This window comes from Pseudomonas sp. 58 R 12 (assembly GCF_900005865.1).
Lineage (GTDB): Bacteria > Pseudomonadota > Gammaproteobacteria > Pseudomonadales > Pseudomonadaceae > Aquipseudomonas > Aquipseudomonas tritici.
The window spans coordinates 115,246-140,926 of the sequence record NZ_CVTP01000002.1 but is presented as its reverse complement, the minus strand read 5'-3'; the positions used below and the strand labels follow the sequence as shown (position 1 = coordinate 140,926).

Annotated in this window: 24 protein-coding genes; 10 read left to right on the top strand and 14 right to left on the bottom strand. The window is 62.1% G+C overall.

Going from position 1 to position 25,681, the window contains the following annotated elements; all coding sequences use genetic code 11:
• Positions 1-20 precede the first annotated feature (20 nt).
• Entirely contained in the window at positions 21-584 is a 564-nt protein-coding gene (locus BFP95_RS01075) for a cysteine hydrolase family protein (RefSeq protein ID WP_065872584.1), read from the bottom strand.
• Positions 585-680: 96 nt separating this feature from the next.
• Between BFP95_RS01075 and BFP95_RS01070 the strand changes: the two genes are divergently transcribed.
• From BFP95_RS01070 to BFP95_RS01060, 3 genes are all read left to right on the top strand, one after another.
• The gene (locus tag BFP95_RS01070) at positions 681-1,640 is read left to right on the top strand and encodes a GlxA family transcriptional regulator (RefSeq protein WP_065872583.1); all 960 of its coding nucleotides are present in this window, start codon (positions 681-683) and stop codon (positions 1,638-1,640) included.
• Between the two features lie 171 nt (positions 1,641-1,811).
• Positions 1,812-2,921, top strand: a complete 1,110-nt coding sequence (locus BFP95_RS01065; protein ID WP_065872582.1) for a DUF3182 family protein — start codon at positions 1,812-1,814, stop codon at positions 2,919-2,921.
• Complete coding sequence (locus tag BFP95_RS01060; RefSeq protein WP_065891198.1) at positions 2,911-3,666, top strand: alpha/beta hydrolase family protein; 756 nt, start codon at positions 2,911-2,913, stop codon at positions 3,664-3,666. Before BFP95_RS01065 ends, BFP95_RS01060 begins: the two co-directional genes overlap by 11 nt.
• Before the next feature lie 127 nt (positions 3,667-3,793).
• Here the strand turns inward: BFP95_RS01060 and BFP95_RS01055 are convergent, their stop codons facing one another.
• From BFP95_RS01055 to BFP95_RS01040, 4 genes are read right to left on the bottom strand one after another with little or no spacing between them, the layout of a single operon-like run.
• On the bottom strand, positions 3,794-4,750 hold the full coding sequence (locus tag BFP95_RS01055) for a lysylphosphatidylglycerol synthase domain-containing protein (RefSeq protein ID WP_065872580.1): 957 nt from the start codon (positions 4,748-4,750) through the stop codon (positions 3,794-3,796).
• Entirely contained in the window at positions 4,740-6,002 is a 1,263-nt protein-coding gene (clsB, locus tag BFP95_RS01050; RefSeq protein ID WP_065891197.1) for a cardiolipin synthase ClsB, read from the bottom strand. The genes BFP95_RS01055 and clsB overlap by 11 nt, the downstream gene beginning before the upstream one ends.
• Positions 5,999-6,775: an endonuclease/exonuclease/phosphatase family protein gene (locus BFP95_RS01045; RefSeq protein ID WP_065909005.1), complete on the bottom strand. Its 777-nt coding sequence runs from the start codon at positions 6,773-6,775 to the stop codon at positions 5,999-6,001. Before BFP95_RS01045 ends, clsB begins: the two co-directional genes overlap by 4 nt.
• Entirely contained in the window at positions 6,772-7,698 is a 927-nt protein-coding gene (locus BFP95_RS01040; RefSeq protein ID WP_065909003.1) for a DUF72 domain-containing protein, read from the bottom strand. Before BFP95_RS01040 ends, BFP95_RS01045 begins: the two co-directional genes overlap by 4 nt.
• 177 nt (positions 7,699-7,875) lie before the next feature.
• On the opposite strand from BFP95_RS01040, the gene BFP95_RS01035 reads away from it, so the two are divergent.
• A complete protein-coding gene (locus BFP95_RS01035) occupies positions 7,876-9,996 on the top strand; it encodes a mechanosensitive ion channel family protein (RefSeq protein WP_065909001.1) in 2,121 nt (706 codons plus the stop codon).
• 109 nt (positions 9,997-10,105) lie between these two features.
• On the opposite strand, the gene BFP95_RS01030 is transcribed toward BFP95_RS01035, so the two are convergent.
• Positions 10,106-14,356, bottom strand: coding sequence for a DEAD/DEAH box helicase (locus BFP95_RS01030; protein WP_065908999.1), 4,251 nt, complete (start codon positions 14,354-14,356; stop codon positions 10,106-10,108).
• A gap of 142 nt (positions 14,357-14,498) precedes the next feature.
• Between BFP95_RS01030 and BFP95_RS01025 the strand changes: the two genes are divergently transcribed.
• Complete coding sequence (locus BFP95_RS01025) at positions 14,499-15,383, top strand: sugar nucleotide-binding protein (RefSeq protein ID WP_083207053.1); 885 nt, start codon at positions 14,499-14,501, stop codon at positions 15,381-15,383.
• 167 nt (positions 15,384-15,550) lie between these two features.
• Here BFP95_RS01025 and BFP95_RS01020 read toward each other — a convergent pair whose 3' ends face one another.
• The 5 genes from BFP95_RS01020 to BFP95_RS01000 all read right to left on the bottom strand — a co-directional run bounded on the left by BFP95_RS01020 (position 15,551) and on the right by BFP95_RS01000 (position 19,582).
• Positions 15,551-16,249, bottom strand: a complete 699-nt coding sequence (locus BFP95_RS01020) for an OmpW/AlkL family protein (RefSeq protein ID WP_065873731.1) — start codon at positions 16,247-16,249, stop codon at positions 15,551-15,553.
• 94 nt (positions 16,250-16,343) lie between these two features.
• A complete protein-coding gene (locus BFP95_RS01015; protein WP_065873730.1) occupies positions 16,344-16,856 on the bottom strand; it encodes a DUF3299 domain-containing protein in 513 nt (170 codons plus the stop codon).
• An 11-nt stretch (positions 16,857-16,867) separates the two neighbouring features.
• A complete protein-coding gene (locus BFP95_RS01010; RefSeq protein ID WP_027605183.1) occupies positions 16,868-18,133 on the bottom strand; it encodes an ABC transporter permease in 1,266 nt (421 codons plus the stop codon).
• 1 nt (position 18,134) lies between these two features.
• Positions 18,135-18,845: an ABC transporter ATP-binding protein gene (locus BFP95_RS01005; RefSeq protein WP_065873729.1), complete on the bottom strand. Its 711-nt coding sequence runs from the start codon at positions 18,843-18,845 to the stop codon at positions 18,135-18,137.
• Positions 18,846-18,994: 149 nt separating this feature from the next.
• Positions 18,995-19,582, bottom strand: coding sequence for a DUF2796 domain-containing protein (locus tag BFP95_RS01000; RefSeq protein ID WP_065873728.1), 588 nt, complete (start codon positions 19,580-19,582; stop codon positions 18,995-18,997).
• Between the two features lie 136 nt (positions 19,583-19,718).
• Here BFP95_RS01000 and BFP95_RS00995 point away from each other — a divergent pair, with 136 nt between their 5' ends.
• Positions 19,719-20,060, top strand: a complete 342-nt coding sequence (locus BFP95_RS00995; RefSeq protein WP_065891194.1) for a hypothetical protein — start codon at positions 19,719-19,721, stop codon at positions 20,058-20,060.
• Here the strand turns inward: BFP95_RS00995 and trxA are convergent.
• From trxA to BFP95_RS00980, 3 genes are read right to left on the bottom strand one after another with little or no spacing between them, the layout of a single operon-like run.
• Positions 20,057-20,929: a thioredoxin gene (gene trxA / locus BFP95_RS00990; RefSeq protein ID WP_065873726.1), complete on the bottom strand. Its 873-nt coding sequence runs from the start codon at positions 20,927-20,929 to the stop codon at positions 20,057-20,059. The genes BFP95_RS00995 and trxA overlap by 4 nt on opposite strands.
• Before the next feature lie 32 nt (positions 20,930-20,961).
• On the bottom strand, positions 20,962-21,642 hold the full coding sequence (locus BFP95_RS00985) for a class I SAM-dependent methyltransferase (protein ID WP_065881119.1): 681 nt from the start codon (positions 21,640-21,642) through the stop codon (positions 20,962-20,964).
• Positions 21,639-22,094: a YbaY family lipoprotein gene (locus BFP95_RS00980; RefSeq protein WP_065873724.1), complete on the bottom strand. Its 456-nt coding sequence runs from the start codon at positions 22,092-22,094 to the stop codon at positions 21,639-21,641. The genes BFP95_RS00985 and BFP95_RS00980 overlap by 4 nt, the downstream gene beginning before the upstream one ends.
• A gap of 140 nt (positions 22,095-22,234) precedes the next feature.
• Between BFP95_RS00980 and nrdR the strand changes: the two genes are divergently transcribed.
• Genes nrdR through ribBA form a run of 4 tightly spaced genes read left to right on the top strand, consistent with a single transcriptional unit; the run spans position 22,235 to position 25,656 of the window.
• Positions 22,235-22,705, top strand: a complete 471-nt coding sequence (gene nrdR, locus BFP95_RS00975; protein WP_049713467.1) for a transcriptional regulator NrdR — start codon at positions 22,235-22,237, stop codon at positions 22,703-22,705.
• A complete protein-coding gene (gene ribD, locus BFP95_RS00970; RefSeq protein WP_065873723.1) occupies positions 22,702-23,838 on the top strand; it encodes a bifunctional diaminohydroxyphosphoribosylaminopyrimidine deaminase/5-amino-6-(5-phosphoribosylamino)uracil reductase RibD in 1,137 nt (378 codons plus the stop codon). The genes nrdR and ribD overlap by 4 nt, the downstream gene beginning before the upstream one ends.
• Positions 23,839-23,886: 48 nt before the next feature.
• The gene (locus BFP95_RS00965; protein WP_065908997.1) at positions 23,887-24,549 is read left to right on the top strand and encodes a riboflavin synthase; all 663 of its coding nucleotides are present in this window, start codon (positions 23,887-23,889) and stop codon (positions 24,547-24,549) included.
• Between the two features lie 15 nt (positions 24,550-24,564).
• Complete coding sequence (ribBA, locus tag BFP95_RS00960) at positions 24,565-25,656, top strand: bifunctional 3,4-dihydroxy-2-butanone-4-phosphate synthase/GTP cyclohydrolase II (RefSeq protein WP_065873721.1); 1,092 nt, start codon at positions 24,565-24,567, stop codon at positions 25,654-25,656.
• Positions 25,657-25,681 lie beyond the last annotated feature (25 nt).

The window sequence follows — 25,681 nt, the reverse complement described above, 5'->3', positions numbered from 1 at the left end:
GTCGCCAAGACCCGTGGCGGTTATGCCGCCGCCGCTTGCGCCTTGAAATATTCATCTGCCGACACCACGCCCGCATAGCCGAATGCCAGCGACGCCATATACGCCCCATGCACCTGCGCAGCCGGGATCACCTGGCCATTGAACTCCAGGTCCCGGGTCGCACACGCGTCATGAATGACCGTGACCTTGTAGCCCAGGTCCGCCGCCGCCCGGACCACCGCATCGATGCACATATGGCTCATGCTGCCGACCACCACCAGTTCGGTGATGCTGCGTTGTTCCAGCAGTGCGCGCAGGTTGGTCTCGCGAAACGAATTCACAAAATGTTTAAGCACCACCGGCTCATTGCGTTCATTCATCACTTTGGGATGCAGATGCGCACCCTCGGAGCCCGGTGTGAAGAACGGCGCGTCCTCAGACGTGAACTCATGCCGCACATGAATCACCGCATCGCCCGCCTGGCGAAACGCCTGCAACACCTGCACGGCCTTGTCCGCCGCGGCTTCTACGCCGTCGAGTGGCCACTTGCCTTGAGGGAAGTAGTCGTTCTGGATATCGATTAGGATGAGCGCTTGCTTGGCCATGTGTGTTGCCTCGTGATGGGTTGATGGGCCCAGTATCTTAGCTGGCGCCTGCACTTGGGATTGGCTGTACCGACAATAAAAGGGGGAAAACTGACAATGGTCGTGGTTGAGCTGGGCGTGTTGATCTACCAGGGGGCGCAGATGGCGGCCGTGCACGGCCTGACTGACCTGTTCGGCGTCGCCAACCGCATCGCCGCCGAGCACCAGTGCGCACAGTTGCCGCTCTTGCGGATCAGCCATTGGCAGGTGGAGGCTACCGGTGAAACGGTGCGCGTATTCGATAGCCATCCCGGCCCTGATCAACCCATGATGGCCGTACTGGTGCCCCCGTCGATTGGTGAGTTCACCGAAGAACAAGCGCCGCCTGCGCTACTGGAATGGCTTCGCCGGCAACACGCCGCAGGTACCGTATTGGGCGGCGTCTGCATGGGTTCGATCATGCTGGCGCGCAGCGGATTGCTCGATGGGCGCAGCGCCACCACTCATTGGTCTTCCGCCAAATCCTTCGCCGCGCGTTACCCGGCCGTGCGCCTTGAAGCGGATAAACCCATCGTTGATGACGGCGACCTTATTACCACCGCTGGCTTGATGGCCTGGTCCGAACTCGGCCTGCGCCTGGTCGATCGCCTGATGGGCCCTAGCATTGCGGCGGATACCGCGCGTTTCCTGGTGATCGAGCACAGTGACAGCGCCAGCCAATGCGGCAGCAACTTTGCGCCGATTCTCGGCCACGGCGACGCCGCCATCCTCAAGGTTCAGCACTGGTTGCAGGCCACCGGTGCGGTGGATGTTTCCCTCACGGCGATGGCACTGGAGGCAGGCTTGGAGGAGCGCACATTCCTACGGCGCTTTCGCAACGCCACCGGGTTGAAACCCACCGAATACTGTCAGCATCTGCGCGTGGGCAAGGCTCGGCAAATGCTCGAGTTTACCAACGGCACCATTGATCACATCGCGTGGACCGTGGGCTATCAGGACCCCAGCGCCTTCCGCGCCATCTTCAAGAAGATCACCGGCCTGGCGCCCAGCGATTACCGCAAACGGTTTGGCGTCTGAATCGTGCAGAACGCCGCGACGCCGACGCGCTGTCGTGCAAAATGGAGCAGGCCAACTGCCACCGGTTTTTCGGCAACTGCTTGATTTCACAACCATCCGCCTCGAAAGCGCGTTGGCCTGATCCCTGCAACCTCTCTTGCACACACATGGCGGGAAGGCCAAGGGGGACGCATGACCCCGACTCAACGCAAGAAGCTGGTGGTCGCTCACTCCACACGTGAAAGCGCCCCTCTGCATGAGATCGAAACCAACCGCGCCCTGGCGCGCTGGCTGGCACAGATTCTCGGGCTAAAATTCGGTGGCAGCTACGACCCGGCTCTACATGCGGGACGATCACTTTACCTGCTGCCCACGCAAACCCTGGTCGGTGCAGCCCAGGCGCGTGCGCTCCATATCAAGGGGCCGGAGGATGTGTGGGGCGGTTACGTCGACCACGACTTCATCTGCACCAAAGCCATCAGCCATGGTCTGCTCGGGCCTGAAGCCAAAGCGCCCGAAGGTTGGTCAGCGCTATTCTGCGAACGTGTGCGAAACGTCGTGCTGGATGGTTTGAGCGTCTTCGCGCTGGAAGACGCCCGGCCCGCAGCCACGCGCCTGCTCTACAGCGGACCCATTCGCCTGAAACCGGTGCACGCCTGCGCCGGCCGAGGTCAGGAAGTTATCCACAGTCTCGATGAGTTCGAAGCCGTGCTGGCTCGACCTGAGGCCGCGAAGCTCTTCAGCGATGGTGTGGTGTTGGAGCAAGACCTGCAGGACGTAATCACCCACAGCGTCGGCCAAAGCTTCATCGGCAATCACGTGCTCAGCTACTGCGGCGAGCAATACCTGACGAAAGACGGGCAGGGCGAAGACGTCTACGGCGGCTCCGACCTATTGGCGGTGCCGGGTGGCTACGAAGCTCTGTTGCAACTCGAACTGCCCGACGACGTACGCGAAGCCATCGAACAAGCGCAGGTGTTCGACGCGGCCGCCGATGAAGCCTATCCCGGCTTCTACGCATCGCGGCGCAACTACGACATCGCCCAGGGCTTGGACAGCGACGGCCAACGCCGCAGCGGCGTGCTCGAACAATCCTGGCGCATGGGCGGAGCCAGCAGCGCGGAAGTCGCAGCGTTGCAAAGTTTTATCAACAACCCCGGCCTGCGTGCGATCCGTGTGTCCTCTGTGGAAACCTACGCGGACCAACCCTTGCCGGCTGATGCCATTGAGGTGTATCGCGGGCCGGCGGAAAACAGCGAGTTTCTTCTTAAGTACGTGACGGTTAAATCTTATGACGGCTAGAAGCGAAAGCATTGCGATCGACATCGATGACGAACAGATGAGCGGCACCTTCCTGAGTCCCAAATCCAAAGTACCCGGCGTGTTATTTGTGCACGGCTGGGGCGGTAGCCAGGAGCGTGATCTTGAACGCGCCAAAGGCATCGCCGGCTTGGGCTGCGTGTGCCTCACCTTCGACCTGCGCGGCCATGCCGGCACTGGGATTCCGCTGTCTCGCGTCACCCGCGAAGACAACCTGCGCGACCTGCTGGCGGCCTATGATCGATTGCTGTCCCACCCGGCCATCGACACCTCGGCGGTGGCGGTGGTGGGCACCAGTTACGGCGGCTACCTCGCGGCCATTCTCACCTCACTGCGCCCGGTGCGCTGGCTGGCGCTGCGCGTGCCGGCGCTGTACCGCGACCAGGAATGGCTCAAACCCAAGCGTGATCTGGATAAGGCCGACCTGATGGATTACCGCAGCACGCTGGTCCACGCCGAAACCAATCGCGCCTTGCACGCGTGTTCTGCGTTTACCGGTGATGTGCTGATCGTTGAGTCGGAAACCGATGCCCACGTGCCCCACGCCACCATCATGAGTTACCGCGCGGCGTGCCAGCAGACCCATTCCCTGACCCATCGCATCATCGATGGCGCCGATCACTCCCTCAGCGACCCGGTGTCCCAGCAGGCGTACACCTCGATCCTGGTGGACTGGATTACCGAAATGGTGGTGGGTGAGCGGTTGAGCATTATCCAGTCTCAATAATTGGATGCTCTTTAGACCGCCTTCGCGAGCAAGCCCGCTCCCACATTCGACAGCATTCCAAAGGATGTACACGATTAAATGTGGGAGCGGGCTTGCTCGCGAAGGCGGTCGACCAGTCACCACCGTCTTAAGCCGGTGTTTTCTTCACCCGCAACGCCTTGGCCTTGGCCTCTACGCCAAGGTACATCACCAGCGCAATCAGCAGCGGCAAGATGAAGTAGATCGCCCGATACGCGATCAACCCGGCGAGCAAACTGCCCCGCGACGCTTCATGCTGCAACAACGCAATGAACACCGCCTCCAGCACGCCCAGCCCTGCCGGAATATGGGTGAGCACCCCGGCAATCGCGCTGATCAGCAACACCCCTAACACCAGCGGATAATCCAGTTTGGCTGGCAGCAGGGTGAAGATCACCGCGGCCATGAGCGACCAGTTCAACGCGCCCAACATCAGCTGCAGGCACGCCATGCGTAGCGACGGCAGGTTGATTTCCATGCCGCGAATCGTCCACGCACGCTTTTTCGAAAACTGGCAGGCCACCAGATAACCCAGGCTGGCCAGTACCAACAACGCGCCAATGCCTTGCAACGCCGTGGTGCTGACCTTCCAGCCCGGTGGCATCGTGACCAGGCCGCTGCTGAAAACCACCCCGGCGATCGCCATGTAGCCAAACCAATTGGTGGCCAGGCTCAGACCGAGGATCTTGGCGATATTGCCTGTGCTCACTCCCAGCCGCGAATACAGCCGATAACGCATGGCGATGCCGCCGACCCAGGCGCTCAAATTGAGGTTGAAGGCGTAGCTGATGATGCCCACCGGCAAGATCTGCTTCCACACCAGATTCTGGCGAATGTAGGTGCGGCCAATCAGATCGAAGCTGGCGTAGACCAGGAAACTGCACAGCGTCAGTGCGCCTGCAATCAACAACGTGCGCACCTTGAAGTCGCCCAGGGTCTGCACCACTTCGCTCCAATCGATGCGCCGCGCGAGCAGGGTGAACAGCACGATCAGCAGCAAGAAGAAGGCGATGGTCAGCGGCTTCTTCCAGCGCTTGAACCGCGAGCCTTTGGTTTCAGACGTCATGGCGCTGAGCCTCAAAAGGTTTCAAGCGCGGCTTGTGCGCGGGCAACCAGCCGGTGAGCGCAGGAAAGTGGCGCATCACATGGAACACCAGGAAACCCACGGTCAAACGCCAGAGCCACAGGCGCGGCTTGCGGTTTTCCGGCATGGTCTGGCAGTGGTTTTTGGCCAGGGCTTCCAGTCGTTCATACAGCTGTTGATTGAACGCACGGTCGCGAATCAACACGTTGGCTTCCAGGTTCAGCGACAAGCTCAATGGGTCCAGATTGCTCGACCCCACCGTGCTCCATTCGTCATCCACCAGTGCGACTTTGCCGTGCAGTGGGCGCTGGCAATACTCGTGGATCACCACGCCGTCCTTGAGCAAATAGTCGTACAGCATGCGCGCCGCCAGCTTGGCCAGCAGTACATCGGGCTGGCCCTGCATGATCAATTGCACGTGCACGCCACGGCGCGCGGCATTGCGGATTTCCCGCAGCAGGCGGTAACCGGGGAAGAAGTAGGCGTTGGCGATCACCGCGCGTGTCTGGGTTTTGCTCAAGGCGTGGATATACGCTTCTTCGATGTCATCGCGATGCTGCGCGTTGTCGCGGTAAATCAGGCGCACCTGGCCGTCGCCTTTATCGGTCGACCAGATCTCCGGCCGCTGCTGGCGTCGTCGCCAACCGCGCCGCGTGCGTACTTGGCGGCCGCTTTGGGCCAAGGCGAAATGATGCAAGTCCGCTACCGCCGGGCCGATCACCTTCACCGCGTAATCTTGCTTGGCCTCGGGACCGTAATCGCCCAGGTGGTCGGCGGAGAAATTGATTCCGCCGATGAACGCCACCTCCGCGTCCACTACGACGATCTTGCGGTGCAGGCGGCGAAACCAATTGGTGCGAATGCCCAGGGTCTTTGGCGCGGGGTCGAACATCTGCACCGCAACGCCGGCCTCGGCCAGCTCGCCGAGAAACGACGGGTTCAGTTCGCCGCAGCCAAAGCCATCCAGGCTGACCACCACGTTGACCCCACGGCGCGCCGCCTCGATCAGGATGCCATGCAGCTCATTACCCACTTTGTCCTCGAAGAGAATGAAGGTCTCCAGCAGGATCTCGCGCCGGGCTTCACGCAGTGCGGTGAACACCTCAGGGAAGTACGCTTCGCCGTTCTCCAGCAATTGGACTTGGTTGCCACTCTGCCAGCCGTAATCCAGGTCACGTGCCTTGGTTTGGTCCGGCGGCTGGTCGGTGGAAATATGTTCTACAGCGACGTTCATAGCTCGATCTCCACCGACAGGGGGACATGGTCTGATAGATGGGACCAGGGCCGTGTCGTCAGTACTCGGGGGTTATGCACCTTCAAATTGCGTACATAAATCCGGTCCAGCGGCAGCAAAGGCAAGCGCGCCGGGAAGGTGCGCGCGGGTTTGCCCTGGGTTTCGATGAATACTTCCTTCAGGCCGCTCTGGCTCAGGTCGGCCTTTTGGCGCCAATCGTTGAAATCACCGGCAACCACCAGCGGCGCGTCGGCAGGAATTTCGCTGATGCGCTGTTCGATCAAGCGCAATTGCTGCTGGCGGTGCACTTCGCGCAGCCCCAAGTGAATGCAGATCGCATGCACCTCTTGGCCGGTGCCCGGCAGGCGCATCACGCAATGCAAAAGGCCACGGTTTTCATGGCCGCTTTGGGAAATGTCGAGGTTGTCGTAGCGCACGATCTGGAATTTCGACAGCAGCGCATTGCCATGGTCGCCGTGTGGGTAGACCGCATTGCGCCCGTAAGCGAACTGCGGCCAGATGCTGTCAGCGAGGAACTCGTACTGCGGCATGTTTGGCCAGTCGCTGAAGCGCTGGGGGTGGCGCTCATGGGTGCCGTGAATTTCTTGCAGGAACACCATGTCGGCGCCCACGCTGCGCACCGCTTCACGCAGCTCAGGCAGGATGAAGCGTCGATTCAAGGCAGTGAAACCCTTGTGGATATTGACCGTCAGCACCGTGAAGCGCCTGATGGCGACGTTGGGCGTCACGGGAATCAATTCCGGATGAGTCATGGCAGCACCCCCGATTCTGGTAGTTTGCCGGGCTCAGTGGTCAATGCTTTATCCAGCTCGAAGCGTTGTAGCAATTGGCGCGCATCGAAGGGCGCGCGCACCTTGATGTCGTTGTCGAAGAAGCAGAACACGTCGCGCTGCTTGCGCGCGCGCGGCTTGCGTTTCGGGTCGATCAGATGGGCGTCTGAGGGTTGTTTGCCGTGACGCCAGCATTCGATCCGGTCGCCCCAGCGCTCAAGCGCTGCGTCGGTGTAGCCGCTGGCGTAGAGCTTTTTATCGCCGTGCAGCCGCAGGTAGAGGAAGTCAGCGGTCACGTCTTCCAGATACGGCCACTTGCCGGCGGTGTCGGCGACCACCAACGCCACGCCGTATTTGTCGAGCATCTGCACAAATTCCGGAACGGCAAAGCTCTTATGGCGAATCTCGACCGCGTGGCGCAGCGGTTTTTTGCCATGGGCGTTCATGCTGGCTTTGCCATTGACCCGCGATTCATGCTGGCGGGCGAGGGCGGCGGCTTGTCGGGTATCGGTGGGCAACTGCGCGAGAAAAGCCTCAAACAGCGGTGGGTCGAATGTGAAACTGGGTGGGAATTGCCAAAGAAACGGCCCCAGCTTCTCCTTGAGCTCCAGCACGCCGGAGGCAAAAAAGTTGGCCATGGGCTTGTGCACATCGTATAACCGCAGGATATGCGTGATGTAGCGCGGTGCCTTGACGCTGAACACGAACTGCTCCGGCGTATCGGCGTACCACTCGGCATAGCGCTGCGGCGTTTGCAGCGCGTAGAACGAACCATTGATCTCGATGCTGTTGACCGCCCGTGACGCAAACTGCAACTCACGTTTCTGGGTCAGGCCCTCGGGGTAGAAATCCCCCCGCCAAGGCGTGTAGCGCCAGCCGGAAATGCCGATATGAATCGCGGACATGGTTGCTCCCGTGGTTAATGGGTCGAATGACCTCCATGGAGGGATGACTGTGGGATTTGCGAGAAAGTTTCCAGCGCCTTACGGACGGCACGCCCCAGCGCATTGCGTTCTAGACGGGAACGATCAGCGCCAAAACCCGTCAGTTCCTTACAGACCTACCTCAAGGAGCCCGGTGTTTTGCTGAATTCAAAGACTGCATTACTGCTCGGCGCGCTGCTGTTTTGCGGCAGCGGCGCAGTGCACGCCGCGGCGGCCGCGCCTGAAGCCGAAACGCCGGCCAAGCCGGAAATCCTGGTCGAGGGCGGCCTGCTCGGGGCCATCAGCTCCAGCATCGATGATGTGCAGGACAAGCTTGATCTCAACCAGAACCTCCTTGACGCCTGGCGCCTGCGCGCCGACCGTGCGGCCAATGAGGTGGGGCGCCTGGTCAACCGTCCCTCGGACCGCTCGCCATGGAGCGTGGCCGGGGACTTCCTGCTGTTGTCCGGCGTTTGGATCGGCGCCTTCGCGCTTTTGACCTTCCTGGGGCGCATGTTGGTCAGGCGTATCAGTCAACGTCCCTTTGTTGAACGGCGTGGACGCTTGCAAGGCGTACTCGGCTATCTGATGCCCTACACGATCCCGGCCGTGATCTGTCTACCGCTGACGCTTTACGTCAGTCATTTTTTGCCGACCTCCATCGGCCGGGCGCTGGCGTTGTGTTTTGCCTATGCGACCAGTAGCGGCATCTTCTCCACGTCCATCCTGCTGTGCGTGATCGTGATGTTTAACGTCGGGCATAAACGCCCGGCCGTGCAGATCATCCGCGATTACTGCCCAAAGCCACTGTTCATGATCGGGTTCCTCGCCGCCCTCAGCGATGCGCTGACCAGCCCGCAGATCGCCCGCCAGTTCGGCGGCAATATCACCAGCGGCATTGCGGTGTTTACCGGCCTGTTTGCGGCGGTGATTTTCGGCATGCTGGTGATTCGCCTGCGTCGCCCGGTCGCGCACCTGATTCGTAATCGGGCGCTGTCCCAGCGCCTTAAACACCCGGCGTTGCAACAATCGCTGCGGATATTTTCCGGGCTCTGGTATTGGCCGATCCTGCTGATGGTGCTGGTTTCGGCGATCAACCTGATCGGCGCCGGGGACGATAATCAGAAAGCCCTGCGCTGCGCGCTGCTCACCACCATTTTGCTGATCGGCACGGTGTTCCTGAGCACTGTGCTGCAACACCTGTTCAAGTCGCGCAGCCAAGTGGCGATCCAGCGCAGCAGTGCTTACAAGGAGCGTTTCCTCAGCTTGCTGCACGCGATCTTGCGTATCGCGATGGCGATCGGGTTTATTGAAGTCCTCGGGCGTATCTGGGGCGTCTCGCTGTTTGAATTCGCCGAGCGCAACTCGATCGGTCGAGCGATCAGCGATTCCCTCAGCAGCATTGGCTTGATCCTGCTGATGACCTGGCTGTTCTGGGTGGTCCTGGATACGGCGATTCAGGAAGCGCTGAAACCGCCGGTCAACAAACGCTCGAGCCGCCAGCCCAGCACCCGGGTGAAAACCATCCTGCCGCTGGTGCGCAATGCGGTGAAAATCATCCTGGTGGTGATTTGCGCAATCACCACCATGGCCAACCTCGGCATCAACGTTGCACCGCTGCTGGCCGGTGCCGGCGTGGTCGGCCTGGCTATCGGTTTTGGTTCCCAGCAGTTGGTGCAGGATGTGATCACCGGGCTGTTCATCATAATTGAAGACACCCTGTCCATCGGCGACTGGGTGGTGCTCGACTCTGGCCACGCCGGCACGGTCGAAGGCCTGACTATCCGTACCCTGCGCCTGCGCGACGGCAAGGGGTTTGTGCATTCGGTGCCGTTCGGGCAGATCAAGGCGGTTACCAACCAGTCGCGGCAGTTTGCCTATGCATTCTTCTCAGTGCAGTTCACCTACGACACGGACGTGGACAAGGCGGTGGAATTGATCCGAGAGGCCGGGCAATCGATTCGCGACGATGTGTTCCTCAAGTACAACCTGCAAGGCCCGCTGGAGGTGTTTGGCGTCGACAAGATGGACCTCAACGGCGTGGTGCTGACGGCGCAGTTCCGTACGGTCTCGGGCGGGCAATACGCGGTGAGTCGCGCGTTTAACCAGCGGCTGAAAAAGCTTGTGGATAATTGTGACGAGGTTCACTTCGCGCAGACTTATCCACAGCAGGTGTTGTTGCCCAAGCGTGCGCCGCAGAGGGATGAACCGGATGCAGAGGTGCCGGCTTCGGTGGTGCTGACGGAGCAGCCCGGACTCAGTAACCTTCACAACCCGTAGCAGCTGTCGAGCGCCAGCGAGGCTGCGTCGGACGCGACTCGATAATATGCCTGACACGAATTTGGCGGTGCTGCCGACGCAGCCTCGCTGGCGCTCGACAGCTGCTACGTTACGGACGGTTAATCAGTTTATTCCGCACCGCCAACTGATCCACCTCCATCAACACCTGCTGCTTGCCCGCCACCATCACCGCCGCCGGCAACCCGTCCCGATATACGATCCGATTGCCACTCACCGCGGGCACCTTGGTACCCGGCAACAACGTACCCACCAAGTTCAACGGATCAGCCCCACACACAACAATCAAACTGCCGTCATGGGCCCGACGTCGCACTTCACGCAGCAACGGGATCGCCTCCGGCAACGCAAACTGTTCTCCCGCCAACCCACTGACAAACCGCCCCCCGCGAATCTCCCCGCGTGCTTCCAGCCGATGAAAAGTGCGCAGCAACTCGCGCCAGCTTGGTAGCCAATCCGCCTCACGCTCGAGCAACCGCCAGAACACCACGCCATAGCGGCGCAGCAAGGTCATTGCCACATGCTCCAGCGTCTCGGCCGAATGCGCGCCAGCGGCGGTGGGTGAACGCCGCACCAAGGCCCAGCGCCCGGCGTCGTCCATGCCGCCGATAAACGCGCCGCGCCCACGCCGACTGCTGCGCGCCTGGCGTTTGCTGGCGGGTGTGGTCAGGGCGCGCAGGCCGGCGAAGCTGTCGGCGTTTACCAGCCCGGCGCCGACCAGTTCCTGCAAGGCGCTTTCCAGTTCGCTGCGCAGCAAGTGGGCCTCGTGCACCAACTCATCAAAAAACAGCGCGCCGTGGTCGCGCAGGGCTTGATGCACCTTCTGCGCCTTGGGCGACAGTGTAGTGGCGTCGGTGAGGTCGGTCAGTCCGCTCCACAGTCCCACCTGGCTGCGCGGCAGTAACACCACAGGCGTACTGCGTAATGCCATGGCGCCGGCCTTGTTGCTCAAACGCGTCCACACCAGTTTGCCGCTGCGGCACAGGTCGTCGAGCCAGGTGGAGGCGTAATCCTTGAGCCGTGCGCTGAGCAGGTCGCTCTCCCAGGCGGACGTGGCGGCGGCATACCCTTCAAACTGCGCGACGATCTGCGGCAACATCGCGCTGCCCTGACCGCGTGTGCCGTCGGACAAGTGCTGCCAATCGAACAGAAACCGCATGAAGTCCTGCAGCGCCACCGGCTCGATTTCCCGGCGCAGGCGCTTGACTGTATAGCGATGAATACGCGCCAGCAGGTGGCGTTCGCACCATTGCTCCTCAGTGGCAGCAGGGCTGAAATGGCCGCGTAACACATAGCCTTCCTGCTCCAGGCGGGCCAGCGCCTGGAGCACGTCAGTTTCTGGCAAGGCCAATGGCGCGGCGATCTCGCTCAGGCTCAGCGGGCCGAACCCACCGAGGCGTGCGCGCAGCACTTCTACCACGGCCTCATCAAAGGTCCAGGGCTCATCGAAACCAGGTAACAGCGGCAAGTCGTTGGGGTAGATCGCCTGCAAGCAACTCAAGCGTTCAACGGCAACCCATAGGCCATTGTGCAATTGAAAGGCACGACCGCTCTTGGCCAAGGCGTGCAGCCATTGCGCCCATGGCGGGGAGACTTCGGCAGCGGCGATACACGCCAGGCTCATCAACGCCTCATGCATTTCATCCAGCCCGTTGGGTGCCGGCCAGGCTTCTTCGCGCACGCCGGCAATAGCGTCAGCATCCAGCGCGCCGAGGTCGTCGGTGCTTTGCGGGTCGCTCCAGCGTCGGTTGAGCACGGCCTGGGTGCGGCGCTCTTCTAGCGGCGCATCGTCAAGAAAAGTATAGGGGCGCGCACTGAGTATTTCGGCGGCCATCGGCGAGGGCGCCGGCAGGTCGCGACTGATCAGGCGCACGTCGCCGCGCTCCATGCGCCGCAGCAGGGCCAGCCAGGCCTCGCTGTCCATGGCGTCGTGCAGGCAGTCGTCGAGGGTTTGCTCGACCAGCGGGTGTTCAGGCACTTCGCGCTCGCCGGCGAGGTTTTCCAGGCAGGCGATCTGGTCGGGAAACACACTGGCGATCAGGTCTTCGCTTTTCATGCGCTGGATCTGCGGCGCCACCTTGCGCCCGCCGGTAAAGCGCGGTAATGCCAGGGCCACACCGGCATTCCAGCGCCAGCGCACGCCGAACAGCGGCGCCTCCAGCACGGCCTGGATCAGGATATGTTCGGCGCTGTGGCTGTTGAGGTAACGCCACACCTCGTCCAGCTCGAAACTGTGGCTGGTGGACAGCGACAGCACGATCGCATTTTCGCTGGCGGCGGCCTGCAATTCGAAATTGAAGGTGCGGCAAAAACGCTTGCGCAAGGCCAGGCCCCAGGCGCGGTTGACGCGGCTGCCGAACGGCGTGTGGATGATCAGTTGGGTGCCGCCGGACGCGTCGAAGAAACGCTCCATGATCAACGTGTCCTGGGACGGCAGGGCGCTCAGGGCTAAGCGTGTGCGCGCCAGGTAATCGAGGATTTGTTCGGCGCTGGCGCGGTTCAGGCCGAGGGTTTCGATGAGCCAGTCCTGCGCGGCTTGCAGGTTGCCGGGCGTGGCGCTGAGCAGCGCGTCCAATTGGCCCTGCAAGCGCGCCACCGCCGCCGACAATTCGTTGCTGCGCCCCGGCGCTTCGCCGAGCCAGAACGGAATGGTCGGCGGCTGGCCATGGGCATCCTCGACGCGCACCTTGCCGGCGTCGACCCGCAGGATTCGGTAGGACGTATTGCCGAGCTGGAAGATATCCCCAGCGATGCTTTCCACTGCAAAGTCTTCGTTGACGCTGCCGATGTTCAGGCTCTGGGGTTCGAGCAACACGCTGTAGTCGGCATTATCGGGAATGGTGCCGCCGCTGGTCACGGCAGTGAGTTTGGCGCCGCGCCGACCGCGCAGGGTGCGGGTCAGGGCGTCGCGGTGCAGGTAGGCGCTGCGGATGCCCTGGCGGCCGTTGTAGCCGTCGCTGAGCATCTGCAGCAGCGCTTGGTAATGGCGTTCATCCAGCTCGGCGTAGGGCGCGGCGCGGCGGATCAGGTCGAGCAAGGCCTGCTCCGACCATTCCTGGGCGCTGACCTCGGCGATGATCTGTTGGGCCAGCACGTCCAACGGCGCGACCGGTATGTGCAAGGTGTCCAGCTCACCCCGACGTACGCAATCGAGCAGCGCGGCGCATTCGATCAAGTCGTCGCGCGTGGTGGCGAACAAGCGACCTTTGGGTGTGCCGCCGACCTGGTGGCCGGAGCGTCCCACTCTTTGCAGAAAACCGTTGATGGAGCCGGGCGAGCCGATCTGACAGACCAAATCCACGTCGCCGATATCAATCCCCAGCTCCAGGGACGCGGTGGCGATCAGCACTTGCAGCTCACCGGCCTTGAGCCGTTGTTCGGCGTCCAGGCGCATTTCCTTGGCCAGGCTGCCGTGGTGAGCGGCCACGGCGGTTTTGCCCAGGCGTTCGCTCAAATGCCGGGCCAGGCGTTCGGCCAGGCGGCGGGTGTTGACGAACACCAGCGTGGTGCGGTGCTCGCGGGCCAATTCGGCGAGACGGTCGTAGACCAACTCCCACACATCGTTGGCCATTACTGCCGAGAGCGGGACCGGCGGCACCTCGATATTCAGGTCGCGCGGGCGCGCGTGGCCAATGTCCACAATCGCGCAGGGGCGACCCGTACCCACCAGGAAACGTGACACCGCATCGATGGGCTTTTGCGTGGCCGACAAGCCAATGCGCGTCAGCGGCTCGGCACACAGCGCTTGTAGGCGCTCCAGGCTCAACGCCAAATGGCTGCCACGTTTGCCGGCCGCGATGGCGTGGATTTCATCGACGATCACCGTGCGCGTGCTGGCGAGCATTTGCCGACCGGAGTCCGAGCCCAGCAGCACGTAGAGCGATTCCGGGGTGGTCACCAGAATGTGCGGCGGGCGCTTGCGCATTTGCACGCGGTCTTTTTGCGGGGTGTCGCCCGTGCGCACGGCGGTGCGGATCACCAGCGGCGGCAGGCCCTGGTTCTGTAAGTGTTGAGTGATCCCGGCAAGCGGATTCTGCAGGTTGATCTGGATGTCGTTGGACAGCGCCTTCAGCGGCGACACGTAGACCACCAGGGTTTCATCCGGCAGTTGCCCGCCGTTCGCCAATCCTTGCTGGACCAAGTCATCCAGCACCGCCAAAAAGGCTGTGAGTGTCTTGCCGGAGCCGGTGGGCGCGGCGATCAGCGTCGATTGGCGTTGGCGGATCAGCGGCCATGCCTGGGCCTGGGCGCTTGTCACCGAAGGGAAGGTGCTGCGGAACCAGGCACTGACGGCGGGGTGGAAGCCGTTCAATGCGCTGTCGGTGGATTCAGGAAGGTTCATGGAGTGATTGATACCGCCCGCTCCAACAAGTTGCAATCGCGCAGTTTGTCCGTGACGGTTGCGCTACAAACCCGCAAAATGCAACGATTCTGACAAATACCTGAATAACCATCGTTCTAAACAGACCGGGCCTGCACACTCTATGCGAATGCGCCTTATGTTACTGGGCGGCGGGAATGCCCTCGGGCAGGCGCTGATTCGCCTCGGTGCAGAGGAAGACATTGGTTTCCTCGCACCCAAACCGCCCCAAGACGGCTGGGATGCCGCGAGCCTCACCCAATTGCTCGACGACACCCGTCCCGATGCGTTGATCAACCTCGCCTACTATTTCGACTGGTTCCAGGCCGAAGCGGTCAGCGAAACGCGCCTGGCCTCCCAGGAGTTCGCCATTGAGCGTCTGGCCGAGCTGTGCCAGCACCACAACATCACTTTGCTGCAACCGTCCAGCTACCGCGTGTTCGATGGCTCTCGCGCCACCGCCTACAGCGAAAAAGACGAGCCGGTGCCCCTGGGCCTGCGCGGCCAGGCGTTGTGGCGTATCGAACAAAGTGTGCGCGCCACTTGCCCGCAACATGTGTTGCTGCGGTTTGGCTGGCTGCTGGATGACAGCGTCGACGGCACCCTCGGGCGCTTCCTGGCCCGGGCCGAAAAACCCGATGAATTACTGATGGCTGACGACCGGCGCGGCAACCCGACGCCAGTGGACGATGCGGCGCGGGTGATCATTTCGGTGCTCAAGCAACTCGATTGCGCGGCGCCGTTGTGGGGCACTTACCACTACGCGGGCCATGAGGCGACCACGCCGTTGGCGCTGGGCCAGGCGATCCTCACAGAAGCGCGCAACTTTCATCCGTTGGCGATCGAATCCCCCACCGCCCAGGCCCATGCGGCCCGGCCGGATGCAAGTGAAGAACCGCAACACGCGGTGCTCGCCTGCAAGAAAATCCTCCATACCTTTGGCATCAAGCCACGGGCGTGGCGGGCGGGGTTGCCGGCGTTGCTGGATCGGTTCTATCGGCACAGCTGACTACACGCAAAACCAAAATGTGGGAGGGGGCTTGTGTGGGCGCTGGCTTGCCTGCGATAGCACCACCTCGGTATCACTGATACACCGAGGTGTCTGCATCGCGGGCAAGCCCGGCTCCCACACAACCCCCTCCCACATTTGGTTATGCAGTGTTGCTTAGGTCGGGATTAGAACTTGTAACCAATACCCACCATGTAAACCATCGGGTCCACGTCCACATTGACCTTGGCGCGAGTGCCAGGTGCTACGGCGTTGTTTTCCACGGTGGCCTTGGTGCTGATGTCGATGTAGCGCGCCTGGGCGTTGATCATCCACTTGTCGTTGATCATGTAGTCCGCGCCGATCTGTGCAGCCCAGCCCCAGGAGTTTTCAGCCTTGAAGTTGCTGAAACCTGCGCCTTGGGCACGGCTGCCGACGTGCTCGTCGTAGATCCAGGTGTAGTTGATACCGGCGCCTACGTAAGGTTGGAAGGCCGATTTGTTATCCAACGGGTAGTACACGACGCTCAGTGTTGGCGGCAGGTGTTTCAGGGTGCCGAGCTTGCCGTTGGCGGCGCCTAGGGCGGTGCCTTTGATCTTCACGTCGTGCTCGAACGGCGTGGCGGCCAGCAGTTCGATACCGACGTGGTTGGTCAGCATGTAGGCGAAGTTCAGGCCCAGTTGGGTGTCGCTGCTCATGGTCGCCTTGCCGCCCAGGTTGGCGCCGGCCAATGGGCCTTGGTCAACTTTGACGGTGCTGCTATCAGCCTTCGGATTCACGGTGATTGCACCGGCGCGAACCAGAATGTCGCCCGCTTCGTGAGCGTGTGCGACAGGGGCAGCGAGGGCGAGCGCGAAGAGGGACGCGCCGAGCAGAGACTTGTTCATGGGAGCTCCAAAAGGACGTTAAAAGTTGTACGTCCAATGGTAAAGATCGTTCCGCTCGATCTTTTGACTCAGCTCAATGAAAGGGCGATCAGCGCTATTCCGGCAGCTCGTAGATGTAAATCTTCTCGGCATCCATCTGGTAACCGGCGTCGGCCAGTTCGCTGGTGGACGGTTTGACCCGCATCGCGCCTTCGATCCAGTACGGTTGATACAGCTCATCGAGCTTCACGCCGACTTCACTTTTAACGTGCACGATCTGGTTCGATGGCGGTGGCGGAACGTGGATGCACGCGCCGAAATACGGCACCAGCAAGAATTCAGTGGTGCGGCCGTTTTCGCCGACTTCCAACGGCACGATATAACCGGGCAGGCGGATGCGCTTGCCATCAAGGCTTTGCACCACAGGCGCGTGGGGCATTTCCTGCTTGGCCGCCGGCGCCGACTCCAGTGCATCCGCCATGCCGGACAGGTTGTGCAGCGGCTGCATATTGGGCACTTCGGGCATGGCATCCGGCGGGATCAGCTCCGACCAGGTCAGTTCCTTGGGCTCGGCGGCCCAGGCGGGCAGGGCCACCAGCAAAAACAGTGCAGCGAGGGCGCGACGCATCAAGGCCTTCCTCATAAACGTATGGACAGGCCGTCGGCCAGGGATTGTCGATAGGCGCGCCACGCGGGCACGCTGCCCATCAACAGCGCGGCGGCCAGGATACCGGCGAGCAGCGTCCATTCATATTCGCTGGGCCACGACATGGGCAGGTCCAGGCCGTAATTGGCCTGCAGGTAACCGCGCGAGGCGGCGATGCACACGTACAGCAGGCCCACGCCCGCGATCACGCCGGACAGCGCCAGGGCAAAGGCTTCAAAGATCAGCAAGGTCGCAATATGCCATGGCCGTGCGCCCACCGAGCGCAGGATCGCCATTTCGCGACGGCGCTCGTTGAGGCTGGTGAGGATCGCCGTGAGCATGCCGATCAGGCCCGTGAGCACCACGAACAGTGAGATCACAAACAGCGCTTTTTCAGCGGTGCCCATCATGCTCCACAGTTCTTGCAGCGCCACGCCCGGCAGGATCGCCAGCATCGGCTCACCACGGAATTCGTTGATCTCCCGTTGCAGGGCGAAGGTGGAAATCTTGTTGTTCAGCCCAAGCATGAACGCGGTAATGGCCTGCGGCGTGAGGTCCATGTTGCGCGCTTGATCGGCGCTGATGCGGCCTTTGCCTTGAGCCGGCACGCCGTTGTGCCAGTCGATATGGATCGCCTCCATGCCGCCGAGGCTGATGTGCAAGGTACGGTCCACCGGCGTGCCGGTGCGCTTGAGGATGCCGACCACGGTGAAGGGTTTGTCATCGTGCTTGACCAGGCTGACCACCGCCACGCCATGGGCCAGCACCAGTTTGTCGCCGAGTTTGTAGTGCAGTGCGTCAGCCACTTCGGCGCCGAGCACCACTTCGAACGGGTCGGTGGCGAAGGCGCGGCCGCTGGCCAGTTCAAGGTTTTGCTTGCGACCGTATTGGTAGTGCTCGAAGTAGGACTCGTTGGTGCCCATCACGCGGTAGCCGCGGTGGGAATCACCCAAGGAAATCGGGATCGCCCATTTCACCTGGGGGCTGGCGGCGAAGTGCTCGTAGCTGTCCCAGCGGATATTGTTGGTGGCATTGCCGATGCGAAACACCGAATACAGCAGCAGGTTCACCGAGCCGGAGCGGGCGCCGACGATCAGGTCGGTGCCGCTGATGGTGCTGGCGAAACTGTTGCGCGCCTCGACACGCACGCGTTCCACGGCCAGCAGCAGGCACACAGACAGGGCGATGGCGAATGCGGTGAGGATCGCGGTAAAGCGGCGGTTAGCCAGGCTGGCCATGGCTAGTCGGAACAGATACATCTCAAACCTCTGCGGGCGTGGCGGCGCGATTGAGTTCGGCCAGCGACAGGTGGCGGTCGAACAGCGCGGCCAGGCTTTGGTCATGGCTGACAAACAACAGGCTGGCGCCGGCTTCGCGGCATTCAGCGAACAACAGCTGAAGGAACGCTTCGCGGGCGTCGTAGTCCAGGGCCGAGGTGGGCTCGTCGGCGATCACCAACTCGGGTTGACCGATCAGCGCGCGAGCGGCGGCCACCCGTTGTTGCTGGCCGATGGACAGCGAGTCGGCGCGGCGTTCCAGCAGGTCTTTGTCTTTCAAACCCAGGTGCGCCAGCAAGGTCGCGGCGGCGCGGTCGACACTGCCGTGACGTTGTTTCGCCCGCTGCGCGCGCAGCGTGGAAAAGTGGCAGGGCAACTCGACGTTCTCGCGCACCGACAGGAACGGCAGCAGGTTGAACTGCTGGAAGATGTAGCCGGTGTGGTCGACACGGAAGCGGTCGCGGGCGCCGGCCGACAGTTCGGTCAGCTCCTGGCCGAGCAATCGGATGCTGCCCTGGCTGGGTTTCTGTACGCCGCCGAGCAGGCCCAGTAGCGTGGTTTTGCCACTGCCGCTCGGGCCCTTCAGAAACAGGGTTTCACCTGCTTCCAGGCGGAAAGCGGGGATGTCCAGCAACTGTGGGTGCCCGGGCCAGTTAAAGCCCAGGTCAGACAGTTCGATCAATGCTTGGGTCATGTTAAATCAGTAGTGCCTGGTTGTAGAAAATGGCGCCGATCCGTTGTGGGAGCTGGCTTGCCTGCGATGCGGGCGACTCGGTTTTTCCAGACATACCGAGGCGATCCGTTCGCAGGCAAGCCAGCTCCCACAGTGACCGCATTTTCAAATCAGAATTTAACGGTGGCTGCTGTGGCCGTCGCTTCAACACCTTGCTGACCGCTCGGGCCGATCAGTTGTACCTGAATTTTCTGGGTGGCGGGGAAGGTCTTGAACACTTGGCTCAGGTCGAGATTGCTCAAGGCTGTCGGCGTGGCGCAGGTGAACTGGTAATGGGCGTGGATCTCGCTGTGGTCGTGATGGTGCTCGTGGGCGCCGTCTTTGGCGTCATCGTCATCGTCATGGTCGGCTTCGGGCTTGTCGCCGAACAACGGGCTGTTGAGTTCCTGGGTGCTGACGACGCAGCCGGCGGCCTTGGGCAAATTGAACAGGGCGACAGGGCTTTCCAGCTGTTTACGTGCAGCGGCGACTTTGGCTTTGTCCGCCGCGCTGGTGGCCACGTGTTCGAAACCCACCAGGTTCATCGCCGGGCTGTCCAACTCTAGTTCAAGGGCTTGGCCGTCGAGCACCGCATTGAGGCGACCAACGCCGTGTTCATGGGCGCCGAGGCTGCCGTGTTCATGGTCGTGATCGTCGTGAGCATGGGCGACCGCCAGTGGCAGCAGGGCAAACGGCAAAGCAAGCAACAGACGGCGCATGGTGAAACTCCCGAGCGAAGAGGAAAGTTTTGTTATGTGATCTTATAACAATAGTGCCGGGAGTTTGACCGTCTGCTTGGCGTTGCGCAAGCCGCATGGGAGCATGCCTGTCGGAAAATGTGCAGGAGTAACGACGATGTTGCGAATTCGTGGAACGGTCGGCGACCTGCCGGTGGACTTGACCCTGGAGCTGGACGACGCTGATTGGGCACGCCTGGGCGCGCAATTGCAGGCCGCCCCAGCACCGAGTACGCCCACAGTTGCGCCGATAAAGCAGAATGATGACCTGTGGCAGAACGCTCAGGATCTGTTGCGCGAGGCCGGGCAACTCAGTGGCCTCGAACTGCTCGACCAGTTGGAAGGCTTGGCGGGGGACGCCTCGGCGGGCAAGCGCCTGTTGGTGCGCCTGCGCCATAGCGCCAAGGTGAAAGTGGCCAGCGGCGGTGATACGCCGCTGTACAGTTGGGTCGGCGATTAATACAGCGCGGCAAACAGCTTGCGGCGGTACACGGTCACCAGCGGGTGATCATTGCCCAGCAGTTCGAACACCTGCAGCAAGGTCTTGTGCGGCAGGCCTTCGCTGTAGCTGCGGTTGCGGATGAACAGCTTGAGCAAACCTTCCAGCGCCGCGTCGTACTGCTGGCGCGCCAGTTGCTGGATCGCCAGCTGGTAAGCCGCTTCATCGTCCTGCGGATTTTGCGCCAGGCGGCTTTTCAAGTCGGCGGCATCCGGCAGGTCGGCAGCCTGGCGCAGGAAAGTGATCTGCGCCTTGGCCCCGGCGAGGGCGGCTTTGTGGTCGTCGCTTTTCACGGCGTCCAGCACGGCCTGGGCTTCGCCCAACTCACCGCGCTCGGCCAGGCAGCGTGCATATAGGATCAGTGCGGCGGCGTTGGTGTTGTCCTCGCCCAACAGCGCGACCAGCACCGCTTCGGCATCGCTGATGCGACCTTCGGCAAACAGCGCCTGGGCCTGCTCCAACGGATCCGCCGCCGCTGGCGGCGGCATCTGCACATGCGGCTCCAACAGCGCCCGCACCGCCGACTCCGGCTGCGCACCGGCAAACCCGTCCACCGGCTGGCCATCCTTGAACAGCACCACCGTCGGCAGGCTTTGAATGCCAAAACGCGCGACGATGTCCTGCTCGGCCTCGCAATCAACCTTGGCCAGCAGCAGCTCGCCCTGATAACTCTCGGCAACTTTCGCGAGCATCGGCATCAACGCCTTGCACGGCGCGCACCACTCGGCCCAGAAATCCACCAGCACGGGTTTTTCGAAGGAGTTCTGGATCACCGCCTGGTCGAAGGTGGCAGTAGTAACGTCGAAGATGTACGGCGTGGGCTCACTCATGGGGCGTCTCGAATAAAGCGGGAATGGGGCAACTATAAGGGCTGGCGAGCCTGGCTGAAAGTGCGCCGCGAATGGTACAGGCTCACCTTGCGAAACTCCCAAGGCTCCGCCAAGTCCGGCAACGTCAGCGCATCCAGAGTCTCCAGCCGTTGATAATCCGGGTGCTGAAAGTCCCGCACCCGCGAATCCGCCACCAACGCTTCGCGGCCACGGGTCAGGAACTGGTCCAGCAGCGGCAGGTTCGCCCGGTCGTAGAGCACGTCAGCCACCAGGATCAGGTCGAAGCGGTCCGCTTCCGCGAAAAAGTCCGCTGAATAACCCAGTTCCACGCCATTAAGCTCGGCATTCGCCCGGCAGGATGCCAAGGCCAGCGGGTCCAGGTCGCAGGCGACTACTTCCAGCGCGCCCGCTTTAGTCGCCGCAATCCCGGCCACACCGGAACCCGCGCCAAAATCCAGCACGCGCTTGCCGGCGACCCACTCAGGATTCGCCGCCAGATACCGCGCCAGCGCCAAACCACTGGCCCAGCAAAAACTCCAGTAAGGCGGTTCATGCAGGATGCGCCGGGTTTCCTCGGGGCTGAAGGCGCGATCCATGTTGTCTGCATCCAGCAGCCACAAAGACAGCTCGGTACCCGGCAGTGGGCAGGGCACCAGTTGCGCGTCGCCGATCAGTTCGCTCAGCGCCGCTTGCAGGTCCAGCGGTGGCGTCATGGTGCCTTGACGAGTTGCAGGGGGCCGGTGGTCTGGGTGATTGCCTGGGTGATCAGTACGGCAGGCAGGTGCAGGATCAACTGGCCGGACTGGCTGGCGCGGCCACGCAGTTCAACCCGCGCACCGGCTGGGAAGGCTTCGGGGTTGTAGCGCAGGCGGAAGGCCAAGGGCTTGCCGTTGCCGCTCAATACACTGCTGGCGAGCAGTTGTTGCGGGCGCGAACGGTCGTCGATGACCAACAAGGCCATCTCGACTTCGGCACCCGCCGGCACGTTGGTCAGGCTGCCGCTGATTTCCCGCTGATAGGCAGGCAGGGGGCCCATGTCTTCAATCCCTGGGACTTTTTTCTCTTGCGCTGGTGTCGGTTGAGGTGCGGCCGGCTTGGGGGCTTCGCTGCTGCAGGCGACCAGAAAACTGAAAAGGGTGAGCAAAACAAGTGGTCGTAACTGCATGTACGGCTCCAGAAAGGACAAAATCCGTGGCTTAAAAGATATGAAACATAATAGTCAGCCTATATACCGTAAAGGCTATGGCTTGTCTTGCCACGGGGATGCGCTACCATGGCCCTCCCTTTATTTGTTGCCTGCCAACCATGCACTGTCCCTTCTGCGGTGCCAACGACACCAAGGTCATTGACTCGCGTCTGGTCGCCGAGGGCGATCAAGTGCGTCGCCGGCGCGAATGCCTGGCCTCTGGCTGCGGTGAACGTTTCACCACCTTCGAAACCGCCGAACTGGTATTGCCACGTCTGATCAAGTCCGACGGCAGCCGCCAGCCTTTCGACGAAGATAAATTACGCGCCGGTATGCAGCGCGCCCTGGAAAAACGCCCGGTGAGTGTCGAGCGGCTGGAAGCGGCGCTGGTGCACATCAAGCACAAGCTGCGGGCGACCGGCGAACGCGAGGTCAAGAGCCTGGTAGTTGGAGAGCTGGTAATGGGCGAGCTGCAAAAGCTCGACGAAGTTGCCTATATCCGTTTCGCCTCGGTGTATCGACGCTTCCAGGACCTCAATGAGTTCCGTGAAGAGATCGACCGCCTGGCCCGTGAGCCTGCCAAAGAATGAACCCACCTTCTGCTGAACAGGCAGTGCTCGACGCCCATTACATGGCCCGCGCCCTGGAACTTGCACGCAATGGCTTGTACACCACCCATCCCAACCCACGGGTAGGTTGCGTGATTGTGCGTGATGGGCAGATTGTCGGCGAAGGCTGGCATGTGCGTACCGGCGAGCCCCATGCCGAAGTGCATGCCCTGCGCGCAGCGGGTAACAAGGCTCGCGGTGCCACGGCCTACGTAACCCTTGAACCTTGCAGCCACTATGGTCACACCCCGCCGTGCGCCGATGCGTTGGTGAGCGCCGGGTTGGCGCGGGTGGTTGCGGCGATGCAGGACCCTAACCCGGAAGTCGCCGGGCGCGGCATGCAGCGCCTGGCCCAGGCTGGGATCGAGGTGCGCAGCGGTGTGTTGGAAGGTGAAGCCAGGGCCCTCAACAAGGGTTTCCTCAAGCGCATGGAACACGGCCTGCCTTTCGTGCGGGTCAAATTGGCGATGAGCCTGGACGGTCGCACCGCGATGGCCAGCGGCGAAAGCCAATGGATCACCGGCCCCGCCGCCCGCGCCGCGGTACAGCGCCTGCGCGCCGAGGCCAGCGTGGTGCTGACGGGCGCCGACACAGTGTTGGCGGACGGTGCGCGCTTGACCGTACGCGCCGCCGAGCTCGGCCTGGACGAAGCCACGACTGCCCTGGCGATGTCGCGCCCGCCGTTGCGCGTGCTGATCGATGGCCGCTTGCGCGTGCCGCTCAATGCGCCGTTCTTCAAGGCCGGCCCGGCGTTGGTCATCACGTGCGTGACCGCGGAAAACCAGTTCCCCCGTGGCCCCGAGTGCCTGGTGGTGCCGGGCGTCGAGGGCCAGGTCGACCTGCGCTCAGCACTGGTTGCGCTGGCTGCCCGCGGCGTCAATGACGTGCTGGTAGAAGCCGGCCCAAGCCTGGCGGGCGCGTTCGCCCAGCAAGGCCTGGTGGATGAATACGTGATATTCGTCGCCGGCAAGTTCCTTGGCTCCGCCGCCCGGCCTTTGCTGGACTGGCCGCTTGAGAAACTCGCCGACGCCCCCCAACTCAAGATCACTGAAATGCGCGCTGTTGGCGACGACTGGCGAGTCACTGCCATCCCGCTCCCCGCAGCGAGCGTATAATTCCCGGCCTGCGCTTGAGCGTCAGCCCCCCGTTTTCAGGAGAACGAAATGTTCACCGGCATTATCGAATCCATCGGCAGCATCCGTGCAATGACCCCCAAAGGCGGCGATGTACGCCTGCTGGTTGAAACCGGCAAGCTCGACCTGGGCGACGTCAAGCTGGGCGACAGTATCGCCGTCAGTGGCGTGTGCCTGACCGTCATCGAGCTGCCGGGCAACGGTTTTGCCGCCGACGTCAGCCGGGAAACCCTGGACTGCACCGCGATGAGTGACCTTAAGGCCGGCAGCCCGGTCAACCTGGAAAAAGCCCTGACGCCGACCACCCGCCTCGGCGGCCACCTGGTCAGCGGCCACGTCGACGGCGTCGGCGAAGTCGTGGCGCGCAGCGAAAACGCGCGGGCCGTGGAATTCCGCATCCGCGCGCCCAAAGAGTTGGCCAAATACATTGCCCACAAAGGCTCGATCACCGTCGACGGTACCAGCCTGACCGTGAACGCCGTGAACGGCGCCGAATTTGAACTGACCATTATTCCCCACACCCTGAGCGAAACCATCATGGCGTCGTACCAGCCGGGTCGCCGGGTGAACCTTGAAGTCGACTTGCTTGCCCGTTATCTGGAGCGCCTATTGCTGGGCGACAAGGCCGCAGAGCCTGCTGCCAGTAACATCACCGAAAGTTTTCTGGCCGCTAATGGCTACCTGAAATCCTGACCAAGGGGGTGCCACGTGGCGCTCAATAGCATCGAAGAACTGGTTGAAGACATCCGCCAAGGCAAGATGGTCATCCTGATGGATGACGAAGACCGCGAGAACGAAGGCGACATCATCATGGCCGCCGAGGCCTGCCAGGCTGAGCACATCAACTTCATGGCCAAGCATGCCCGTGGGCTGATTTGCATGCCTATGAGCCGTGAGCGCTGCGAATTGCTCAAGCTGCCATTGATGGCGCCGCGCAATGGCTCGGGTTTTGGCACCAAGTTCACCGTATCGATTGAAGCCACCACCGGCGTCACCACCGGTATCTCTGCTGCTGACCGTGCGCGCACCGTGCAGGCGGCCGCCGCCAAAGACGCCAAGGCCGAAGACATCGTCAGCCCAGGCCACATCTTCCCGCTGATGGCCCAGCCGGGCGGCACCCTGGCTCGCGCCGGCCATACTGAAGCCGCCTGCGACCTGGCGCGCATGGCCGGTTTCGAACCGAGCGGGGTGATCTGCGAAGTGATGAACGACGACGGCACCATGGCTCGCCGTGCTGAACTGGAAGCCTTTGCCGCCGAACACAACATCAAGGTCGGCACCATTGCCGACCTGATTCACTACCGGATGATCCACGAACGTACCGTTCAGCGGATTGCCGAGCAGCCACTGGACAGCGAACTGGGCCAATTCAATTTGGTGACCTACCGTGATTCAGTGGAAGGCGACGTGCACATGGCCCTGACCCTGGGCACCATCTGTGCAGACGAACCAACCTTGGTGCGCGTGCACAACATGGACCCGCTGCGTGACCTGCTGATGGTCAAGCAACCGGGCCGTTGGAGCCTGCGCGCCGCCATGGCTGCGGTCTCCGAGGCGGGTAGCGGTGTGGTGTTGTTGCTGGGTAATCCGGTCGACGGCGATGTATTGCTGGCGCATATCCGCGAAACGGCTGACCACGTGGCGGTGAAAAAACCGACCACCTATAGCATCGTCGGTGCCGGTTCGCAGATCCTGCGTGATCTGGGCGTGCGCAAAATGCGCTTGATGAGTGCACCCATGAAATTTAATGCGATATCCGGTTTCGACCTGGAAGTAGTAGAATACGTGCCCTCCGAATAAAGGCCGGCGATTGTCGCCCCTTGTT

Bases quoted from the DNA above. Each gene is read 5' to 3' on its own strand.
- BFP95_RS01075 (WP_065872584.1), bottom strand. From the start codon at position 584: ATGGCCAAGCAAGCGCTCATCCTAATCGATATCCAGAACGACTACTTC.
- BFP95_RS01070 (WP_065872583.1), top strand. From the start codon at position 681: ATGGTCGTGGTTGAGCTGGGCGTGTTGATCTACCAGGGGGCGCAGATG.
- BFP95_RS01065 (WP_065872582.1), top strand. From the start codon at position 1,812: ATGACCCCGACTCAACGCAAGAAGCTGGTGGTCGCTCACTCCACACGT.
- BFP95_RS01060 (WP_065891198.1), top strand. From the start codon at position 2,911: ATGACGGCTAGAAGCGAAAGCATTGCGATCGACATCGATGACGAACAG.
- BFP95_RS01055 (WP_065872580.1), bottom strand. From the start codon at position 4,750: ATGACGTCTGAAACCAAAGGCTCGCGGTTCAAGCGCTGGAAGAAGCCG.
- clsB (WP_065891197.1), bottom strand. From the start codon at position 6,002: ATGAACGTCGCTGTAGAACATATTTCCACCGACCAGCCGCCGGACCAA.
- BFP95_RS01045 (WP_065909005.1), bottom strand. From the start codon at position 6,775: ATGACTCATCCGGAATTGATTCCCGTGACGCCCAACGTCGCCATCAGG.
- BFP95_RS01040 (WP_065909003.1), bottom strand. From the start codon at position 7,698: ATGTCCGCGATTCATATCGGCATTTCCGGCTGGCGCTACACGCCTTGG.
- BFP95_RS01030 (WP_065908999.1), bottom strand. From the start codon at position 14,356: ATGAACCTTCCTGAATCCACCGACAGCGCATTGAACGGCTTCCACCCC.
- BFP95_RS01025 (WP_083207053.1), top strand. From the start codon at position 14,499: ATGCGAATGCGCCTTATGTTACTGGGCGGCGGGAATGCCCTCGGGCAG.
- BFP95_RS01020 (WP_065873731.1), bottom strand. From the start codon at position 16,249: ATGAACAAGTCTCTGCTCGGCGCGTCCCTCTTCGCGCTCGCCCTCGCT.
- BFP95_RS01015 (WP_065873730.1), bottom strand. From the start codon at position 16,856: ATGCGTCGCGCCCTCGCTGCACTGTTTTTGCTGGTGGCCCTGCCCGCC.
- BFP95_RS01010 (WP_027605183.1), bottom strand. From the start codon at position 18,133: ATGTATCTGTTCCGACTAGCCATGGCCAGCCTGGCTAACCGCCGCTTT.
- BFP95_RS01005 (WP_065873729.1), bottom strand. From the start codon at position 18,845: ATGACCCAAGCATTGATCGAACTGTCTGACCTGGGCTTTAACTGGCCC.
- BFP95_RS01000 (WP_065873728.1), bottom strand. From the start codon at position 19,582: ATGCGCCGTCTGTTGCTTGCTTTGCCGTTTGCCCTGCTGCCACTGGCG.
- BFP95_RS00995 (WP_065891194.1), top strand. From the start codon at position 19,719: ATGTTGCGAATTCGTGGAACGGTCGGCGACCTGCCGGTGGACTTGACC.
- trxA (WP_065873726.1), bottom strand. From the start codon at position 20,929: ATGAGTGAGCCCACGCCGTACATCTTCGACGTTACTACTGCCACCTTC.
- BFP95_RS00985 (WP_065881119.1), bottom strand. From the start codon at position 21,642: ATGACGCCACCGCTGGACCTGCAAGCGGCGCTGAGCGAACTGATCGGC.
- BFP95_RS00980 (WP_065873724.1), bottom strand. From the start codon at position 22,094: ATGCAGTTACGACCACTTGTTTTGCTCACCCTTTTCAGTTTTCTGGTC.
- nrdR (WP_049713467.1), top strand. From the start codon at position 22,235: ATGCACTGTCCCTTCTGCGGTGCCAACGACACCAAGGTCATTGACTCG.
- ribD (WP_065873723.1), top strand. From the start codon at position 22,702: ATGAACCCACCTTCTGCTGAACAGGCAGTGCTCGACGCCCATTACATG.
- BFP95_RS00965 (WP_065908997.1), top strand. From the start codon at position 23,887: ATGTTCACCGGCATTATCGAATCCATCGGCAGCATCCGTGCAATGACC.